At 65.9% G+C, this 16,921-nt stretch carries 15 protein-coding genes; 5 read left to right on the plus strand and 10 right to left on the minus strand.

Annotated features, from left to right (window positions below; translation table 11 throughout):
* Positions 1-97: 97 nt before the first annotated feature.
* Positions 98-1,834: a gamma-glutamyltransferase gene (gene ggt, locus ACT9AS_RS01990; RefSeq protein WP_445098443.1), complete on the plus strand. Its 1,737-nt coding sequence runs from the start codon at positions 98-100 to the stop codon at positions 1,832-1,834.
* 50 nt (positions 1,835-1,884) lie between these two features.
* A complete protein-coding gene (locus ACT9AS_RS01995) occupies positions 1,885-2,781 on the plus strand; it encodes a LysR substrate-binding domain-containing protein (RefSeq protein WP_445098444.1) in 897 nt (298 codons plus the stop codon).
* A gap of 57 nt (positions 2,782-2,838) precedes the next feature.
* On the opposite strand, the gene ACT9AS_RS02000 is transcribed toward ACT9AS_RS01995, so the two are convergent.
* The 3 genes from ACT9AS_RS02000 to ACT9AS_RS02010 all read right to left on the minus strand — a co-directional run bounded on the left by ACT9AS_RS02000 (position 2,839) and on the right by ACT9AS_RS02010 (position 5,406).
* Entirely contained in the window at positions 2,839-3,765 is a 927-nt protein-coding gene (locus ACT9AS_RS02000; protein ID WP_445098445.1) for an alpha/beta fold hydrolase, read from the minus strand.
* 251 nt (positions 3,766-4,016) lie between these two features.
* On the minus strand, positions 4,017-4,751 hold the full coding sequence (locus tag ACT9AS_RS02005; protein ID WP_445098446.1) for an SDR family oxidoreductase: 735 nt from the start codon (positions 4,749-4,751) through the stop codon (positions 4,017-4,019).
* 49 nt (positions 4,752-4,800) lie between these two features.
* Positions 4,801-5,406 (minus strand): NAD(P)-binding domain-containing protein, encoded by a 606-nt coding sequence (locus ACT9AS_RS02010; RefSeq protein WP_445098447.1) that lies wholly within the window; start codon positions 5,404-5,406, stop codon positions 4,801-4,803.
* A gap of 133 nt (positions 5,407-5,539) precedes the next feature.
* Here ACT9AS_RS02010 and ACT9AS_RS02015 point away from each other — a divergent pair, with 133 nt between their 5' ends.
* Positions 5,540-6,430 carry a LysR substrate-binding domain-containing protein gene (locus ACT9AS_RS02015; RefSeq protein ID WP_445098448.1) on the plus strand — a complete coding sequence of 297 codons (891 nt, stop codon included), beginning with the start codon at positions 5,540-5,542 and terminating at the stop codon, positions 6,428-6,430.
* Positions 6,431-6,559: 129 nt separating this feature from the next.
* Here the strand turns inward: ACT9AS_RS02015 and ACT9AS_RS02020 are convergent, their stop codons facing one another.
* The 5 genes from ACT9AS_RS02020 to ACT9AS_RS02040 form a co-directional block, all read right to left on the minus strand.
* Positions 6,560-6,895 (minus strand): EthD family reductase, encoded by a 336-nt coding sequence (locus tag ACT9AS_RS02020; RefSeq protein WP_445098449.1) that lies wholly within the window; start codon positions 6,893-6,895, stop codon positions 6,560-6,562.
* A 33-nt stretch (positions 6,896-6,928) separates the two neighbouring features.
* Positions 6,929-8,020: an alpha/beta hydrolase gene (locus tag ACT9AS_RS02025; RefSeq protein WP_445098450.1), complete on the minus strand. Its 1,092-nt coding sequence runs from the start codon at positions 8,018-8,020 to the stop codon at positions 6,929-6,931.
* A gap of 115 nt (positions 8,021-8,135) precedes the next feature.
* A complete protein-coding gene (locus ACT9AS_RS02030) occupies positions 8,136-9,257 on the minus strand; it encodes an alpha/beta fold hydrolase (RefSeq protein WP_445098451.1) in 1,122 nt (373 codons plus the stop codon).
* Positions 9,257-10,504 carry an FAD-dependent oxidoreductase gene (locus ACT9AS_RS02035; protein ID WP_445098452.1) on the minus strand — a complete coding sequence of 416 codons (1,248 nt, stop codon included), beginning with the start codon at positions 10,502-10,504 and terminating at the stop codon, positions 9,257-9,259. Before ACT9AS_RS02035 ends, ACT9AS_RS02030 begins: the two co-directional genes overlap by 1 nt.
* Before the next feature lie 64 nt (positions 10,505-10,568).
* Positions 10,569-11,450: a sigma-70 family RNA polymerase sigma factor gene (locus tag ACT9AS_RS02040; protein WP_445098453.1), complete on the minus strand. Its 882-nt coding sequence runs from the start codon at positions 11,448-11,450 to the stop codon at positions 10,569-10,571.
* Between the two features lie 153 nt (positions 11,451-11,603).
* Between ACT9AS_RS02040 and ACT9AS_RS02045 the strand changes: the two genes are divergently transcribed.
* Entirely contained in the window at positions 11,604-12,605 is a 1,002-nt protein-coding gene (locus ACT9AS_RS02045) for a hypothetical protein (protein ID WP_445098454.1), read from the plus strand.
* Between the two features lie 212 nt (positions 12,606-12,817).
* Here ACT9AS_RS02045 and ACT9AS_RS02050 read toward each other — a convergent pair whose 3' ends face one another.
* Together ACT9AS_RS02050 and ACT9AS_RS02055 are read right to left on the minus strand one after the other, a co-directional pair.
* Positions 12,818-13,249, minus strand: a complete 432-nt coding sequence (locus tag ACT9AS_RS02050; RefSeq protein ID WP_445098455.1) for a GNAT family N-acetyltransferase — start codon at positions 13,247-13,249, stop codon at positions 12,818-12,820.
* Between the two features lie 8 nt (positions 13,250-13,257).
* Entirely contained in the window at positions 13,258-13,557 is a 300-nt protein-coding gene (locus ACT9AS_RS02055; protein ID WP_445098456.1) for a DUF2782 domain-containing protein, read from the minus strand.
* Positions 13,558-13,653: 96 nt separating this feature from the next.
* On the opposite strand from ACT9AS_RS02055, the gene polA reads away from it, so the two are divergent.
* Positions 13,654-16,443, plus strand: coding sequence for a DNA polymerase I (gene polA / locus ACT9AS_RS02060; RefSeq protein ID WP_445098457.1), 2,790 nt, complete (start codon positions 13,654-13,656; stop codon positions 16,441-16,443).
* The last annotated feature ends 478 nt before the right edge of the window (positions 16,444-16,921 follow it).

Here is a 16,921-nt window from a genome sequence, read left to right on the forward strand (position 1 = left end):
GTCCGCACCGGCGTCCGGCGCGGCCATAGCCGGCGGTTAGACCCTTCGCAACCAATCCACGGGATGAAGCACGCGTGGCGGCGTTAGCCTTGGATCCATGACGACCCCCAAGCCGATGCGCCTCCCCGTCCTGCGTCCGATGCTCGCCGCGACGCTGCTTACGTTGCTGGTGGCCTGCGCCGCCCCACCGCTGCGTAGCGACGCGCAAGCCGCATCCCCGGTAGCCGACACCGCAACATCCGGCTTCGTCGCCAGCGCCAACCCGCTCGCCACCCAGGCCGGGCTCGACGTGCTGCGGCGCGGCGGCAACGCGATCGACGCGGCCATCGCCGTGCAGGCGATGCTTGGCCTGGTCGAACCGCAGAGTTCCGGCCCGGCCGGCGGCGCGTTCCTGCTGCATTACTCGGCCGACGACCAGAAGATCGAGTCCTACATCGGCCGCGAACAGGCGCCCGCCAGCGCCAGCTCCGCGATGTTCAACGACGCCGAAGGACATCCACTGAGCCGCGCCGACGCGATGCTCAGTGGCCACGCCACTGGCGTGCCCGGCGTGATGCCCGCGCTCGAGCTCGCCCACAAGGACCACGGCCGTCTGCCCTGGAACATGCTGTTCGAACCCGTCGCCGAGCGCGCCGAGGCGGGCTTCGAGGTCACGCCGCGGCTGCAGGAGCACATCGACGGCACCTTCCCGCAGGCCTCCGCGCCGGACGTGAAGCGGCTGTTCTCGCACCCCGACGGCACCCCGCTGCGCGCGGGCGAGGTCTTCCGCAACCCGGCCTACGCCGCCAGCCTGCGCCGGATCGCCAGCGACGGCGCCGCCGCGTTGCAGCGCGGCCCGCTGGCCGAAGCCATCGTCGAACGCCTCGGCCAGCCGCCGCGCGGCGCGCAGGTGACGCTGGCCGACCTCGCCAGCTATCGCGTCGAACGCACCGAACCGGTGTGCCGCCCGGTGCGCGCCTATATCGTCTGCGTGCCACCGCCGCCGTCCAGCGGCGTCGGCCTGCTGCAACTGATGCTGATCCTCGACGGTACCGACATCGCCGAGCGCGGGCCCGACGATCCGCGGTCGTGGCTGTTGTTCGCCGAGGCCAGCCGCCTGATGTACGCCGACCGCGACCAGTACGTCGGCGATCCACGCTTCGTCGACGTGCCGGTGCAGGGCTTGCTCGATCCGGCCTACATCGACCGCCGCCGCGCGCTGATCGGTGAGCGCGCGGCCGCGCAGCCGCCGACCCACGGCACGCCCGAAGGCGCACCCGCCCTTGCCCCCGACGCCACCGACGAACCCGGCGGCACCAGCCATTTCGTCGTGGTCGACGGCGACGGCAACGCGGTCTCGATGACCACCACCATCGAATCGTTCTTCGGCTCCGGCCGCGTGGTCGGCGGCATGCTGATGAACAACCAGCTGACCGATTTCTCGTGGTCGCCGGGCGGCGCCGCCGCCAACGCGATCGCGCCAGGCAAGCGCCCGCGCTCGTCGATGTCGCCGGTGATCGTGCTCGACCGCGACGGCCGCTTCGTCGGCGCGGTCGGCTCGCCGGGCGGCAACGCCATCCCCGCCTACATCGCAAAGACCCTGGTCGGCTGGCTGTTCTGGAACCTGCCGATGGACCGCGCCATCGGCCTGCCCAACCTCGTCGCGCGCGGCGACAACTTCAACGGCGAGGCCCACGCGTTCGACCCGCAACTGCGACAGGCGCTGTCCGCGCTCGGCGTCGACGTGGAATCGGGCTCCGGCGAGAACTCCGGACTGCACGGCGTGGTGCTGCGCGACGGCGAACTGCACGGCGCCGCGGACCCGCGACGCGAGGGCACCGCCGCCGCACTGTAGCCCGCATGCCGCAATCGGCGATCATGTCGGCTGCCCATCGGGGACCGACCATGCGCTTCCGCCAGATCGAAGTCTTCCACGCCGTCTACACCACCGGCTCCATCAGCGCCGCCGCCCGCGCGCTGCACGTCTCGCAGCCGTCGGTCAGCAAGGTGCTGCACCACACCCAGCAGCAACTGGACCTGGAACTGTTCCGCCTGGTGCGCGGCCGGCTGGTGCCCACCGACCAGGCGCACGCGCTGTTCGTCGAGGTCGCCGATGTCTTCGAGCGCGTCAACTCGCTGCAGAAGACCGTCGGCAACCTCAAGAACGTCTCCACCGGCCACATCCGGCTGGCGGTGGTGCCGTCGCTCGGCCTGCAACTGGCGCCCCTGGCGATCGCCCGCTTCCGCCAGCAGCACCCGCAGGTCACGTTCGACGTGCAGACCCTGCACCACGACGAAGTGTTCGAAGCGCTCTACGAGCGCAGCTGCGACATAGCCATCGCCTACGACCCGCCGACCCATCCACGCATGAAGCGCCGCGACCTCGACGCCGGCGAACTGATGCTGTTGTTCCGCAAGGCCAGCCTGCCGGAGGTGGGCGACACCGTGCCGATGCAGCTGCTGGACGGCCGCGACATGGTCGGCCTGACCACCGGCGGTCCGGTCGGCGAGGTGTTCAGCCGCGAACTGCGCCGGCTGGGCATCAGCGTGCGCGAAGTGGTGTCCAACCAGACCTTCTACATCGCCGCCGCGCTGACCCGCTGCGGCGCCGGCATGGCCGTGGTCGACGAGTTCACCGCGCGTGCGAGCGTCGACGAGAGCACCGCGTTCCGGCCATTTTCGCCGTCATTACGGTTCAAGGTGCAGTGCGTGCACCTGGAGGACCGCCCGCCATCGAAGGCGGCGGTGGATTTCCTGGAGGTGTTCGGGAAGGTGCTGCGGGAGGGGCGGGAGGGTGGTTGATTAGCTGTGACGCATGGAAGGCTCCATCCACCCGCCCACTAGTCGAACTTGTATTGGTCAGCGGAAGAATCGGATCAATTCTCCCGAAACAGCCCCCGGCTGCTCTTCCGGCAGGTAATGGCCGCAGTGGGCGATCGTGGTCCCATGCACGTCTTCGACATAGGCACGTAATGGGGCGGCCATGTCCGAGATCGAACCGTGGTCCGCACTCAACGCCAGCAGCGGCATCTGCAGCTTCCCTTGGGCACTCAGTTCGCGGTTCTGTCGCGCCGACTCGATCGCGGCACGGTAGTAGGCGAGTCCCGCGCGCAGCCCGCCCTCCCTGGTGAAAACGCGCGCGTACTCGTCCATGTCCGCATCGGAGAACGTCTGTGGATTGGCGGCCTTGCGGCGGATGAACCAGTCCAGATACGCGCGCTCCTTACCGCCGATCAGGAGCTCGGGCAGGTCGGGGAGCGCATGGAAAGCGAAGTGCCAAGTGCGCCACGCCCGATCCGGCGCGACCGGCAAGGCATCGGGCAATGTGATGCCGGGGATGCCGGCGTCCAGCAGCGCAAGTCGCTGTAGCTCGTCACCGAACAGAGCCGCGTAGGGGTAGGCGACCCATGCGCCGACATCATGAGCGGCAAGGTGGTAGCGCCGGACGCCCAGCTTGTCGAGCAGCGAGTGCAGAACGGTAGCCAGTGACTTCGTGTCGTAGCCATCGAGCGGACGATCGGAGTCGCCCTGGCCGGGGAGGTCTGGAGCGATGATGCGGTAGCGTTCCCCCAATGCCGGCATGACCTTGCGCCAGGCAAACCAGCTCTGCGGGTAGCCGGCCAGCAACACGACGGTATCTCCGCCATCCTTCCCGCCTGTGACGTAGTGCAACCTGATTCCATCGACGGTCAGGAAGCGATGATGGAAGCCGTCCAGATTCTGGTCACGCAGCGAGGCCGAACCGAGGTCGACGATCCTGGGTACGGCGGAGGTTGAGGTTGTCATTTTGAACTCCTGTTGACGGAACGAGCCGACGCAGCAGCCCTTTTAGACGACAGCGCACCCACGGCTTATCGCAGTCACGAATATCGTCGGCTAGTTTCTGCTGCTTCAAAGCGGCGAAGTGTCCGTGTCTCGGTGTCGTCGTCCATCGCTGGCGCGGACGAGAACTACACGCGGGCGCTCAGCGACGAACCCCGCGCTCTCAGTAGTTGGCGCTCCGGATAATCGAACGGAGCGCCGTCAGGCGTGGCGCGTCAGAGTTGCGCCAGGCCGCCGTCGACAGCGAGCTCACTGGCGGTCATGAAGCTGCTGTCATCCGACGCGAGAAAAGCCGCCCCCGCCGCGATCTCCGCCGGCTCGGCCATGCGCTGCAGCGGATTCATCGAGGCGAACATCTTCAGGCCCTCCTCACCGACCGCGGCCTTCGCCAGTTCTGTCGCCGTCGGCCCGGGCGACAGCACGTTGACGCGGATGCCGGTGCCCTTCAGGTCCTCCGCCCAGCTCCGCGCGAGGTTGCGTACCGCGGCCTTGCTCGCGCTGTAGACGCTGAAGGCCGGCGCGCCAGTGGTGCCGGCGCTCGATCCGGTCAGGATGATCGAGCCGCCCGGGGCCATCAGCGGCAGTGCCTTCTGGACCGTGAAGATCGTGCCCTTCACGTTGGTCTCGAAGGTGTCGTCGATCTGCTCGGCGGTGATCTCGCCCAGCGGCAGCACGCCCCCGGTCCCGGCGTTGGCGAACACGACGTCGAGCGTGCCACGCTCCGCCTTCACCGCCGCATAAAGCCGGTCGAGGTCGGCCGGGTCGGAGACCGAGCCCTGTACGGCACGGGCGTTGGGGCCGAGGTCGGCCACGGCCGCGTCGAGCGCCTCCTGCCGGCGGCCAAAGATGAAGACGAACGCGCCCTCCTCGATGAAGCGTTCTGCCGCCGCCTGTCCGATGCCGGTGGCACCGCCGGTGATCACGGCGGTCTTTCCATTCAATCTGGTCATGTCATGGGTCCTTGTTGGATGCGCAGCTAAGTGGTTGCGATTCGGGGGATTACGCAGCGGCGGGTGTTGCCGGCCGCGCGGGTTCGTTCTTGAACAGGTCCTGGAAGATCAGGGGCGCCCAGCTCTTGTCCAGCACCTGCACCAGCGCGCCGCCTTCTTCGAGCTTGCCGAGGTGGACGGGGGCGAAGCCCAGTTGTCGGGCCAGGTCCGTCACCTGCGCGGCGGCGGCCTCGTCGTCGCTCGACAGGAACACCACGCGGCGGCTGCCGTTGACGTTCGGGTCGGCGGCCAGCGTCCTCGCGGGGAGATGGTTGAAGCCCTTCACCCAGCGCGCACCGGGGAAGGCCTTGGCGACGTCGGCGGAAGACAGGCCTTCGAAGCCGTTCATCGCGTCCACCACTGTCTTGCCCTGCCAGTCCGGCAGCGCCTTGGCGACCTCGCGATGCCCTTCGAACAGAACGGCCAGGAAGATCACGTCCGCCTTGAGGGCGTCCTGCAGCGTCGTGGGCGTGACCGTCGGCCCGATCGCCTGTGCTTGGGGCAACAGTGCTTCGGGGGTGCGCCGGCTGGCGACGGCAACGTCGATGTTGCTGCGGGCGAAGGCGCGGGCGAGGGCCTGGCCGATGGCGCCGAAACCGATGATTGCGTAGTTCATGAGAGTGTCCTTTTCGATTGGGGGAGGGATTCGCTTGGCCCGTGCGGGCCTGTTGCCCCACCGATCTGGGTCGCTTGACGTATCAAAACAATTGACGAAACATCGCTAAATACCATCTGGTTTTTGGATACAAATGCTCGACAACGTCACCATCAACCAGCTGCGTGCATTCGTTGCGGTGTGCGACCAGGGGAGCTTCTCGGGCGCGGCGCGGAAGCTCAGCCGCGCGCAGTCCGCCATCAGCCACGCGGTCAAGTCGCTGGAAAGCGCGTTCGATGTCGAACTGTTCGAGCGCAACACGCGCAAGGCGCAACTCAGCGCGGCGGGGCGCAGCCTGTTGCCGGACGCACGCGCGGTGATCTCACGCATCGAGGAAATGAAGAACCGTGCCGGCGCGATCGCCCGTGCCGGGGTGCCGCAGGTTTCGGTTGCGGTCGACGCCTACTTCCCGCGCGCCCGCCTGGTCGACTGCCTGCGTACGCTGCAGGCGGAGTTCCCGACCGCGGCGATCAACCTGCGGATCACCACCATGCAGGGTGGCGAGCGCCTGGTGCTCGAAAAGGTGTGTGCCTTGGCGATCACGATCGAGAACGTGCCGGAGGTGAACCCCGATGCGATCGAGCGCAGTTGGCTATGCGAGACCGGGATGGTGACGGCATGTGCACCGGCGCATCCGCTCGCTTCGGTACCCGGGCCCATCCCCATGGACGAGTTCGGCCTGCATATCCAGGTCGTCGTCACGGATAACCAGCCCGGTGCGGAAAAGACCCAGCAAGGCGTCGCCGGCAAGCGCCAGTGGCTGGTCAATGACCTCGGCGCCAAGCGTGACCTGCTCAAGGCCGGTCTTGGCTGGGGGCACATGCCGCGACACCTCGTCGCCGAAGACCTGGAGAGCGGGCAGCTGGTTGAGCTTGAACGTCGCGCCTGGCACATCCGTTCGCTGACGTTCGTGGTGTCGCAGCGGCGGGGCTACGACCTCTCACCAAGTGAATCGCGGCTGGTCGAGATTCTTGGCAAGTCCTAGCTTCGTGCAGATCGCCGCGTCGAGGTGCATGGCGAAAGAACCCGCCCAGCAAAGTCAGGAGCGGCGGGAGTGGGCACAACGTTATTTCGCCAGGCTTGGTGTAACGAAGCAAGTACGGTGAGCGAACTGTCAGGTCACGCCCAGTTTGCTGATGACGATCTCATTGAACTGGATGTCGGCCGGAATGTCGGTGTAGTGCGGCATATCACCTTGCAGTTCATCCGCGTGTGGCATGAAAGCTGAAACAAACGACTCGACTGTGTCAAACGTGTAGAAGCACGCTGCCACGTACTTTGGCGGTGAGCCAGGCGCTGCGCCGCCGAGGCCGCGCTCTACCGTGACGCTACGAAAGCCAGGGTGTGCTCCAAGCAGCTCAATGGAGCGCGGCATGTGTTTTGACACGTAGTAGTCGAAATCGAAGCGGCCACCAATGACATTTGGATAGAGGATGCTGATTTTCGTCATGTTCCAGTGTCCGGTTGCGTATTGCGCGCGCGGCTAGTTGCCTACTGCTTCTGGCAGTACGTGCAGCGTGCCACGGAAGAAGGAGAGCGCATCAGCATTGATTTGGCGGTGGGCAATCGCACGGTTAACCCCCGGCGGATCAGTGCAGACTCTCGGGACAGCGCTCATCATCTCTTTCGAGCACGGGGCCAGGAAAACGAAGTGGCCGGCCTTTGGTATGAGTTTGATGCCAACCAATGTCTTGATCAGGGCGGCCGCGTGCAACGTGTTGTACTGGATCGGCTGGAACTGGTCGTCCGCTCCGTCGTAGAGATAGACCGGCCGATTGATTGAACCGAGCCCTGCCTGATCGAAAACCATGCCCCAAGGCGACATTGCGAACGCGGCCTTGACGCGCGGGTCGTCGGGATCGCCCCAACGCTGGAGCTTGTTCTGGATGCTGGTCAGGTACTTCTCGGTCGATGTCCATCCTTGCCCCAGAAGCTGAGCCTCCATTTCGCGAAATGGGGTGCAGACGTTAGTGTTGTCCGGGTGTGCTTTGCAAAAACTGATGAGCCGGGTGAAGCGAGGTACCGCACCTACAAGCATCAGGGCGGTATAGCCTCCGGCGGAGAAGCCAGCGACACCGATCTTCTCCGGGTCAATCAGCGCTTTCCAGTGTGCATCGTCGAGCAGCATAGTGATCGTCGCCTCGACTTGAATCGGGCGGCCGATGAGCACCGCCGGCGTCCCGATTCCGCTGGTGTCTTTGTAGTTGTCCTTTGGATGCTGAAGAGTGGCGACGATGAAACCGTGGCTTGCCAGATAGACCGCGAGGTCATGATGGCCAAGGTCTGATCCGCCGTGGCCATGCGAGATGACGACCAAGGGTTTTGCCCCGGGAATGGCCGGTGCTCCACGCTTCGCGTGCAAATCGTAGAGGCCGATCCGGGTATTTTCCGTGGGCGCAGCGCTCGGGTAGAAAACGTAGCCGGGCATGCTGCCGGCATTGACCGGATCGTGAATCTCGATTGGCGCAAAGCCCACCCCTGTAGCGGGCTGTGCGTAAGAACTACATGGCAGCGCAAGCAAGAGCAGAGCCAACCAGAGTAAATGTCGAAAAGGCTGCAAGCACTGATATTTCATCTATAGCTTCCTTAAGGCGAACGCTTGAACTAAGCCGACCCGCAAAGCCATCCGGGAACGGGAGTGCAAAGCGGGCATCAAGCCTCACGAAACTTCTGCCGTGAGCTACATGGCATCAGGGCGCCAGGTCACCCGCGCGTTCGGCGATGGGGCGGACTTCCTGCACCATCGTAACCAGCGTCTTGCCCGGCTCTTCAATCATGACTTCATGGGCCGACTGCTCGAACCAGACCAGCTGTTTCCGCGGTGCCTTCACCGTCTCGAACCACTCCGCGGCCAGCGCGGAGGACACGTTGTGGTCATGACGCCCGAGGAACAGGAACAGCGGGACATCGACCTCGCGCACCGTCGTCATGTCCAGCGTCAGCACGTCGGTCAGCAGGTGCTGCATTGAGAAGTCGTTGCCTTCCCACATGCCGGTTACGTCCAGGTCGGAGTACTCCGGCGACAGTTTCACCGCCGCGGCTTCGGCATCGCCGCCCTTTCGGTTGTGGACCATGCCGCCGTAGTGGTTCAGCCATTTGCGCTGCTTGAACAGGCTGTCGAGCGGCACCGGGTCGTCGTCCTGCGCGTAAGGAGCGAGCGCTTCGAGTTCGGCCACGGCCTGCGCGTTGCCGTCCCGTTGCGCCTGCTGCAATGTCCACGCCCAGCCGCGACGCTCGCTCTCGGGCGCATTGGTGACCTGGCCGATGCCGATGTACGCGTGCAGCCACTCGGGCCGGCGTTGCGCCAACTCAAGTCCCAGGTAGCTGCCCCACGAGTGGCCGAGTACGAAGATCTTCTCTTTCCCGAACTCCGCGCGCAGCCAGGCGACCATTTCCTCGGCGTCGGCGACCATGCGCTCACGCGTCATCGTCGGCGCCACGACGGCCGGATCATTGGCGACATAGGTTTTGCCGGCACCGCGCTGGTCCCACTGGACGACGGTGAAGTACTCCTCCCAGCCCCGCTGGAAGTACCAGCTGGTCGGCATCGCCACCCATCCAGGTCCGCCGTGCAGCATCAGCAGCACCGGGTTGCGACGATCACTGCCGCGAATCGATACCCACTGGTCGAGGCCGCCGATCCGCACCGCTTCCAGCCGCTCGACGCCGTTGTCGGCCACCACTTTGCGCAGGTCCGCGATGATGCGGACCGCCTCCGCGCGATCGTGCGGTCCCGGCGCCTCGGAGGCCGGTGAGGGAATGCTCAGGCCCGCGAGGGCGATGGACAGGAATGCGGAAATCAGCGTCTTCATCAGGATTCGTAACGCTCAGTGCGATGCAGCCTGGGAGGATAGCCGGACCCTGCGGTGCGTTCTTCCAATTGTTGTTGTCGTTTGGGGTCGCGGATCCGCCAGTTGTGGATCCGCCACTCGCGCGATCCGGGTTCGCGCGCTTGGTCCCCCAGCACGTCGATCGGGCTTGCGCAGGCAGCTTCCTTGGCCTTCGCGCCGAGCCAACCGCTCAGGTGGAACCCCATCGCAGTGTCATCCCTGTGGGCGGGCTGGAAGATGCCGTCCCGGCGTCCCAGGCTGAGGCACATGGCGACGATGCCCTTGCTGAAGGGGGCCGGCGCTGCACCTGCGATCCGGTCCAGGACGGTATCGGCCGCGTGGGCGCCCAGCGGCAGCGCGGCCTGCAGGCTCATCCGGAACGGCAGGTCCGACGGCGCCGCGGCGTCGCCGGTCGCGACGATCCGCGCGTCGTCCACGCTGGTCAGCGTCTCGTCGGTCAGCAGGCGTCCCAGCGCGTCGGTGCTAAGACCGCTGCGCACGGCCAGGTCCGGAACGCCGAAACCGGCGGTCCAGACCGTTACCGTGCTTGGGAGTTCGCGGCCATCGCGCAGTTGCACGGCATCGCGTGTCACTTCGGACACCTCCGAGCCGCGGCCGTCGAGCACAGTTACGCCGAGCTTGGACAATCCTCTGACCACCGAACGTCGGGCCCGCGGGTGCAGGTAGCGGCCCAGCTGACCGCCGCACACCAAGGTCACCGAACGACCTGTCTCGGCGAGTTCGGCGGCCGTTTCAATACCCAGCGGACCGCCGCCCACCACGGTCACTGGAGCGGACGCGGGAGTGTCATCGAGGATCGACCGCAGTCGCTGCGCCTGTTCCAGGCTGGCGGGCGGGTAAGCGAACTCGTCTGCTCCGGGCACGCCCTGATCGGTGCTGGCACTGCCAACCGCGTAGACAAGGTAGTCGTACTGCAAGGGATCTCCGTTCTCCAAGGTCACGCTGCACCCGGCGGCATCGATCCGCGTCGCGGTATCCACTACCAGTCGCACGTCGCTGGCGAGGACGTCCCGGAAGTCCACCACCGTGTCGTTGGACCCGCCGACCAACTGGTGCAGGCGGACCCGTTCGACGAACTGCGGGCGCGGGTTGACCAGCGTCACCGCCACATCGCCCCGCTGCGTGAGGCGATTGGCCGCCATCACGCCGGCGTAGCCGCCGCCGATCACGACCACGCGGATTCGCTCGTCTTGCCTGCCATTGTTCATGCGTCTTCCCATTGCCTCGTTCGTCAACAAACGACGAACCAGGTCGGACCGACGTAACACGGGCCTAGGCGGGTCGTGCCGGAAGGGGCAGGGTTGCCAGGCGTTTGGGATCGATGAGCGCCAGGATTTCGACGATCCGGCCATCCACCACGGTGCATGCCATAACCGCCTGCGGCTTGCCGTTCGCGCCCCACACCAGAACCCCCGGCTCACCATTGACGAGCACGCGGTGTGCGGTCACGTTCGCGCCGGTCGCCTGCTGAATCTTGGCAGCCGCCTCGGCGGCCCCGTGCCTGACCACAACGCCACGGGTCGTGTGGGTGCGCCAGGTGAGCTCCGGATCGAGTACCCGCAGCAGTCCTTCGAAGTCCCCGTCCCGGGCTGCCGCGATGAACGCATCCACCACGGCACGCTGCCGCTGCCGGGTATCGACGCGACGATGCATGCCTCGTACCTTGCGGCGGGCCCGGCTGGCGAGCATCTTCGATGCATCCGTGGACTTGCCGATGATCCGGCCGACTTCCTCGAACTGCACCTCGAAGATGTCGTGCATCACGAATGCCAGCCGTTCGGCGGGGCTCAGGGTGTCGAGCACCACGAGCAGTGCCAAGCCGACCGAGTCGGCCATCAGCACGTTGTCTTCCGGCGCCTCGCCGCTGTCCTCGGTAACCACCAGCCCGGGCAACGGGTCGTCGAACGCGGACTCGGGCCTGGCCTTGCGCGAGCGCAGCATGTCGATGCACACCCGCCCCACCACGGTGGTCAGCCAGGCGGGAAGGTTGTCGATCGCCGCCGCGTCCTGGCGCGCCAGCCTTAACCAGGCTTCCTGCATCGCGTCCTCGGCATCCGCGCGTGACCCGAGCATCCGGTATGCAATCGCCACGAGACGCCCGCGTTGCGCCTCGAAGGCTTTCGCCACCGTTTCGTCGGAACCTGCTGCGGTCATGTTGTTACGTTCTCCTGGCCAGTGCCGTCATGGATGGTGACGTGCCCGGAAGGGCCGAGGTAACAGGCGACGAGGACGAGTCAACCGAGAGGTCGTTCACGGCAGCCAGTCGCCACTCCCATAACGGTTACGCGGCAGATCACTGGAGCTTCAATGAAAAAATTCCTGATGTGGGCATTGTCTGTTGCAAGTTTTGCGCTGGGCTACCTGGGGATTCCACTTCCCGGCTGCGCAGCTTCGCCTGAAAACACCCGAATTGCTCCGTCCTTGCTGCTTGCGATCAAGGACGCGAAGGATCAAGCCAGGTCTTTCGGAAGCAGTATCTGGCCAGGCTACGAGACGGCGCCATTCGGGCTTCTTGCCACCCTCGAAGGACGGGAAGTCCTGTTCTGTCACGGATCCCTCGTCGCCGGGTTTACGGCGCTTCCACCCGATCCTGATACGAGGTGTGACCTCCAGGAAAGACCCAATGTCTTTCCGCGCAACCTTTTGGCGGCAATGCCCGTAATAGATGGAATTTCGACGATCGTAATGGGAACGCCCGAGTCAACGGGTCGGGATCAAGTGGACTGGACGCAGACAATTTTCCACGAGCACTTCCATCAATACCAAAGCGGGTTCGACAATTACTACCAGCGCCTCAATGGACTGGATCTTGATGGTGGCGACAATACCGGGATGTGGATGCTCAACTACCCGTTCCCGTACCGGGATGAGCAGTTCGAACTCGCCCTGTCGAGAGCAGCCCAGGCACTGCATGATGCGATCAATCAGCATGGGACTTCTTTCCAGGAGCAGGTCTCGATCTACCTGAAGGCAAGACAGGCACTGGAAGCCGCAGTGCCAGCGGAGGACTGGAAATATCTCGAACTCCAACTATGGATGGAGGGTGTTGCCCGCTGGACCGAGATCGAAATTGCACTGGGCTCTTCCGACAGCGGGGTGGTCGCATCTGGAAGGGCTTTGAGGCAACGTACTGTCTCCTCCCTTCCTGGCCTGGATGCAGCCCAACTCGGGCGTGCACTCGTCTATCCCTATGGCGCGACTGAAGCGATGCTGCTTGAGCGGTGCAATCCAACATGGCGCCAGGTCTATCCTGCCGTGCTGTCACTGGGAGCCCTGGTAAAGGCAATCGAACCGGACAATTGCAGGTGATCGCGCCAGAACGGCTCACTACTTCAACAGCTCGGCCATTGCTCGTTATGGGTTGTGTCCAAAGCTCTTAGCTCTAGTTGCCCTGCGTTAGCGTCGACCCGTCGACTGGAACGATCGTTCAAATGACGGTCTCGAAATGTCGACCCACCATCAAGTTGAGCTTTCTGGCAGTCCGTTCGCTTTGGGTCGACAGCTGCCATTCGCCAGGCTCCTTACCCCACCCCAACCCCAAAATGAAACGCCTCGATCCGCATCCGTTCCCTTAGATAGAACGCATGCGCATCCTGCCGCTGCGTCCCAGAGTCCAGTTGCAGCCGTTCGCATCCCAGCCGCTTCGCTTCCGTCTTCAACCAGTCCAGCATCGCCTTGCCATACCCGCGTCCGCGGCTGGCCTCGTCGGTGACCAGATCGTCGACGTAGATGTGCCGGCCGACCGCCAGCATTTCCATCACCCGCCAGCCGGCGAACGCGCGCGGGGTGCCGGTGTCGTCGTACAGCACGGTGGCGCGGAAGCCGTCGGTGGCCATCTGGCGCAAGGCCTGGCTGACGAAACGTTCTTCATCGAACGCGGGACGCAGTAGCTTGGCCACCGGCCATGCGGCGCGCAGGTCGGCGTCTTCGGTAACGGTGCGGATGGTCGGCACGGGCCGACTCAATTCCACTCGAACAGCTTCCAGTACACCGGCGACACCGGGGCGCCGTCGTCGGGCTGGCCGTCGCCGTCGTTGTCCATCAGGTAGTAGACCGGGCCGCGCGAGGGCGTGACCTTGACCACCTTGAGTTGCCCGGCGACGCGGTACTGCTCGATGACGTCGCCGTTCTCGGCCACTTGGCGGGTGACGTCGGCGTCCTCCAGGCCGGCGGTGGGGTCGGCGGGCTGGCCCATGGTGGCGCAGGCGGCCAGCGCGACGGGAAGCAGCAGGCCGAGCAGGGCGGTCGTGGCGATACGCATGGCGATGTCTCCGGTCGCGGAAGTTCAGGATACGCCGCAGCCGGGGCGGGGCAACCGGCGGCCGGCCCGACCCGGCGGGCACGTAGAATCGGGTCCATGAAAAGACTCGTGCTGATCGACGGTTCCAGCTACCTCTACCGCGCCTTCCACGCGCTGCCGCCGCTGACCAACGACGCCGGCGAGCCGACCGGCGCGCTGTTCGGCGTGGTCAACATGCTGCGCGCGCACCTGAAGGAGCAGCCGGACTACATCGCCTACGTGGTCGACGCGCCGGGCAAGACCTTCCGCGACGACCTCGACCCGCAGTACAAGGCCAACCGCCCGCCGATGCCGGACGAGCTGCGCTCGCAGGTGCAGCCGATGTGCGACATCGTGCAGGCGCTGGGCATCGACATCATCCGCATCCCGGACGTGGAGGCCGACGATGTCATCGGCACGCTGGCGATCCAGGCCGCCGACGCCGGGGTCGACGTGACCATCTCGACCGGCGACAAGGATTTCGCGCAACTGGTGCGCCACGCCAACGAGCGCGCCGGCATCGCGCTGGTCAACACCATGAGCGGCAGCCGGCTCGACAACGACGAGGCGGTGTTCGCCAAGTTCGGCGTGCGCGCCGACCAGATCATCGACTACCTGGCGCTGATGGGCGACAAGGTCGACAACATCCCCGGCGTCGAGAAGTGCGGGCCGAAAACCGCGGCCAAGTGGCTGGCCGAGTACCAGACGCTCGACGGGGTGATCGCCAATGCTGGCAACATCAAGGGCAAGATCGGCGAGAACCTGCGCGCGGTGCTTGAGCGCTTGCCGCTCAACCGCACGCTGACCACGATCCGCACCGACGTGCCGCTGCAGCAGCGCCACGACCAGTTGCTGCTGCGCGAGCGCGATGCCGACAGCCTGCGCGTGCTGTACGCGCGTTACGGCTTCAAGCAGGCGCTACGCGAGCTGAACGGCGGCGCTGGTGACGCGGCGACCGACAGCGGCAACGTGCGCAACACCGCGGCCGGTTATGCGCGCTCGGCCAGCGCGGGCGAGGCCGACATCGACCCCGCGCTGTCGGCGAAGGGCGAGTACGAGTGCGTGCTGACGCGCGAACAACTGGACCAGTGGATCGCCCGGCTGCAGGCGGCCGACGAGTTCGCATTCGACACCGAGACCGATTCGCTCGATGCCTTGTGTGCGCGGCTGGTCGGCCTGAGTTTCGCGGTCGAGCCGGGCCGCGCCTGCTACATCCCGGTCGGCCACGACTACCCGGGCGCGCCGCCGCAGCTGCCGCTCGACGAGGTGCTCGATGCGTTGCGGCCGGTGCTGGCCGACGCGGGCAAGCGCAAGATCGGCCAGCACGGCAAGTACGACCTGCACGTGCTGCGCTGCCACGGCGTCGAGGTCAACGGCTACGCCGACGACACCATGCTCGAAAGCTTCGTGCTCAACGCCACCGCCAGCCGCCACGACATGGACTCGCTGGCCAAGCGCTACCTTGGCTACGACACCATCAAGTACGCCGACGTCGCCGGCAAGGGCGTCAAGCAGATCACCTTCAACCAGGTCGCGATCGACGACGCCACGCCGTACGCGGCGGAAGATGCCGACATCACGTTACGCCTGCATCGCGTGCTCGGCCCGAAGCTCGCCGCCGAGGCGGACCTGCTGCGCGTCTACCGCGAGATCGAGGTGCCGCTGGTGTCGGTGCTGGAGCGGATCGAGGCCAACGGCGTGATGATCGACATGGACGAGTTGCGCCGGCAGTCGGCCGACCTCGGCCAGCGCATGCTCGCCGCGCAGCAGAAGGCGACCGAGCTGGCCGGGCGCACGTTCAACCTCGACTCGCCCAAGCAGGTCTGCGCGCTGCTGTACGAGGAGCTCAAGCTGCCGGCGCTGGTGAAGACGCCCAAGGGCCAGCCCTCGGCCAACGAGGAGGCGCTGGAGGCGATCGCCGACCTGCATGAGCTGCCGCGGGTGATCCTCGAATACCGCGGCCTGGCCAAGCTGCGCAGCACCTACACCGACAAGCTACCGTTGATGGTCAACGCCCGCACCGGACGCGTGCACACCAGTTACCACCAGGCCGGCGCGGCGACCGGGCGGCTGGCGTCGTCCGACCCGAATCTGCAGAACATCCCGATCCGCACCGCCGACGGCCGCCGCATCCGCACCGCGTTCACCGCACCCGAGGGCCGCCGCATCGTCGCCTGCGACTACTCGCAGATCGAGCTGCGGATCATGGCCCACCTGTCGGGCGACGAAGGCCTGCTGCGCGCGTTCGGCGCCGGCGCCGACATCCACAAGGCGACCGCGGCCGAGGTGTTCGGCAAGACCCTGGAGACGGTCGAACCGGGCGAGCGCCGCGCGGCCAAGGCGATCAACTTCGGCCTGATGTATGGCATGAGCGCGTTCGGGCTGGCCAAGCAGCTGGGGGTGTCGCGCGGCGAGGCGCAGGACTACATCGGCCTGTACTTCAGCCGCTACCCGGGCGTGCGCGAGTTCATGGACAACACCCGCCAGCAGGCGCGCGACCGCGGCTATGTCGAGACCGTGTTCGGTCGCCGCCTGTACCTGGACAACATCCACGCCCGCAACCAGGGCCTGCGCGCCGGCGCCGAGCGCGCCGCGATCAACGCGCCGATGCAGGGCACCGCGGCCGACATCATCAAGCGGGCGATGATCGAGGTCGACGCGTGGCTGGCGACCCAGCGCGGCGCCGACGGCAGCGGGCCGGCGCAGATGATCCTGCAGGTCCACGATGAGCTGGTTTTCGAGGTCGATGCCGGCTTTGTCGACACGTTGCTGGCGGAAGTCGTCACGCGGATGGTCGGCGCGGCGCAGTTGCGGGTGCCGCTGGTGGTTGACAGCGGGGTGGGGCTCAATTGGGACGAAGCGCATTGAATCCGGGCGCGCTGGACCCCCGGTCCGGCCCGCGAGGCGCGATTGAGGGGGTCAACTGCGGCAGAAGTTGCCGCCGGTTGGCACAATCGCGCGATCAGGGCTCGGACCGGGTTGTTAACGTCACGTTAGCCGAAGTTGGCGCTCTGAATCGCTACTGAATCCAACAATTAATTAACCCCGATCTTCACGATTCATCCATGTACGGGATGGTCATATAGCCCTCGACAGATGCAACGTCTGTCGACGATCTCTCCCTCCCCTGGAGTGATCCCGGAGCGAAGACCCCTCCCCAGGTCCCGCTCCACCAGCCCCGCCGGCCCCCCCTGCCTGCGGGGCTTTTTATTGCCTGCGATTTGGCGGTGGGGGTTGTCGCTGGCGTGCGAGTGGGCTGGCGCGGTGATCAGGGTGCCAACCTCAACGCCAGAGCTCCGGGCTTCGGCTGGAGCGTCGCCCTGGGCGGGGTACTGCTTCCCGGCTC

It is taken from the genome of Lysobacter sp. F60174L2, assembly GCF_052547135.1.